Origin of the sequence: Ideonella azotifigens (assembly GCF_006519715.1) — a bacterium.
Classification (GTDB): Bacteria; Pseudomonadota; Gammaproteobacteria; order Burkholderiales; family Burkholderiaceae_C; genus Ideonella; species Ideonella azotifigens.
On sequence record NZ_VIDT01000875.1, the window covers coordinates 1 to 1,934 of the forward strand.

Consider the following 1,934-nt stretch of genomic DNA (forward strand, 5'->3'; position numbering starts at 1 on the left):
GCCAGCCGCATGACGCCGCTGCAGCGCTCGTCCAGCCCGGCCGACATTGCCCGCGCGGTGCTGTTCCTGATCGAGTCACCCGCCATCACCGGTACGACGCTGCTTGTGGACGGTGGCCAGCACCTGAGCGCACAGCCGCGTGACGTGCTGTTCCTGGCGCGGGCCCAGGGCGCCACCGCCGCCCTTCCCCTTTCTTCTTCGCAAAGCTGATCGCCATGTCGACCACTGCCCTGCTTCATCCGCGCCTGGCCGATTGCCGCCGGCTGTTCCTGCGCAACTACGAGGTGTGGATCAACATCGGCGTGCACGACTTCGAGAAGAAGGGCGAGCAGCGGGTGCTGTTCAACATCGAGCTGTTCGTGCCGCTGGCCATGTCCACGCCCAAGGACGACGAACTGCACGAGGTGCTGGACTACGACTTCATGCGCCGCAGCATCGCGCAGCGGGTTTCGCTGGGCCACATCCATCTGCAGGAGACCTTGTGCGACGAGGTGCTGGCGCTGATGCTCGCCCACCCCAGCGTGCGCGCCGCGCGGGTCTCGACCGAGAAGCCCGATGTCTACCCGGACTGCGATGCGGTGGGCGTCGAAGTCTTCGGCCTGAAGGATTGAGCTGCCATGAACGCTTCCGCTGACACCCAGGCCCTGCGCGCCGCCGAAGCTTTTGCCGCCGAGACGGCAGAAGCGGCCGAGGCCAACAAGAAGGCCAAGAAGGCCGCCTTCGAAGCCAACAAACTGAGCAAGCGCCTGCACCGCCAGGTCGGCCAGGCGATTGCCGACTTCAACATGATCGAGGACGGCGACAAGGTCATGGTCTGCCTGTCCGGCGGCAAGGACAGCTACGCCATGCTGGACATCCTGCTGAACATGCAGCAGCGTGCGCCGATCAAGTTCAGCATCGTTGCGGTGAACCTGGACCAGAAGCAGCCCGGCTTCCCGGAAGACGTGCTGCCCACCTACCTGAAAAGCCGCGGCGTGGACTTCCACATCGAGGAGCAGGACACCTATTCCATCGTCACCAACCTGATTCCCGAGGGCAAGACCATGTGCAGCCTGTGCTCGCGGCTGCGCCGCGGCATCCTGTACCGCGTGGCGAAGGAGCTGGGGGCCACGAAGATTGCGCTGGGCCACCACCGCGACGACATGGTGGTGACGATGCTGATGAACATGTTCTTCGGCTCGCGCCTGAAGGGCATGCCGCCCAAGCTGGTGAGCGACAACGGCGAGCACGTGGTGATCCGCCCGCTGGCCTACGTGGCCGAGACCGACCTGGAGAAGTGGGCCGTGCACCGCGCATTCCCCATCATCCCGTGCAGCCTGTGCGGCAGCCAGGACAACCTGCAGCGCGTGCAAATCAAGCAGATGATTCGCGACTGGGACAAGCAGTACCCCGGCCGCATCGACAACATGTTCACCGCGATGGGCAACATCTCGCTGTCGCACCTGATGGACCGCAAGCTGTTCCCGTTTGCCAGCATGCGCGCCACCGGCACGCCGGACCCGCAAGGCGACAAGGCCTTCGACGAGGACGAGGACTGCGGCGGCACATCCGGCGGCAGCGGCATTGCGGTACAAACCATCAAGCTGGACCTGGCCTGAGCCTCGCTGTCGTGTCGCTGTCCTGACTGCGCGCACGGCCTGGGCGTCTGTCAGCACGGCGCACGGCTGGTTCGTTAGCCAGATTACGGGGCGCTGAAGCTTTGCAGCGCCAATTTCGAGGAGATCACCGTGCAAGCAGTTTCCAGAACTTCCACTTCCAACCGCCGCCGCGTGCTGGGTGCCACCGCGGCAGCCTTGGCCGCCGTCACGCTGGCCGGCTGTGCCGGCTGGAACATGCTGACCAGCCAGGTCACCACTTTCGGCACCTGGCCGGCCGAGCGCCAGCCCGGCAGCTTCGCCTTCGACCGGCTGCCCTCGCAGCAGGCGCATGCCAAG

3 protein-coding genes and 1 pseudogene are annotated in these 1,934 nt (G+C 65.5%); all 4 read left to right on the top strand.

From position 1 onward, the window contains the following. On the top strand, window positions 1–210 hold a 210-nt coding region (locus tag FKP22_RS28715; RefSeq protein WP_141291534.1), incomplete at its 5' end, for an SDR family oxidoreductase. A gap of 5 nt (window positions 211–215) precedes the next feature. Continuing rightward, window positions 216–611, top strand: coding sequence for a dihydroneopterin aldolase (locus FKP22_RS28720; RefSeq protein ID WP_141291536.1), 396 nt, complete (start codon window positions 216–218; stop codon window positions 609–611). 6 nt (window positions 612–617) lie between these two features. Next, entirely contained in the window at window positions 618–1,598 is a 981-nt protein-coding gene (gene ttcA, locus FKP22_RS28725; RefSeq protein ID WP_141291537.1) for a tRNA 2-thiocytidine(32) synthetase TtcA, read from the top strand. A gap of 129 nt (window positions 1,599–1,727) precedes the next feature. Continuing rightward, window positions 1,728–1,934, top strand: a pseudogene (locus FKP22_RS28730) (hypothetical protein); the annotation flags it as partial.

Coding starts and splice junctions, on each gene's coding strand:
- FKP22_RS28720 (WP_141291536.1), top strand. CDS start 216: ATGTCGACCACTGCCCTGCTTCATCCGCGCCTGGCCGATTGCCGCCGG.
- ttcA (WP_141291537.1), top strand. CDS start 618: ATGAACGCTTCCGCTGACACCCAGGCCCTGCGCGCCGCCGAAGCTTTT.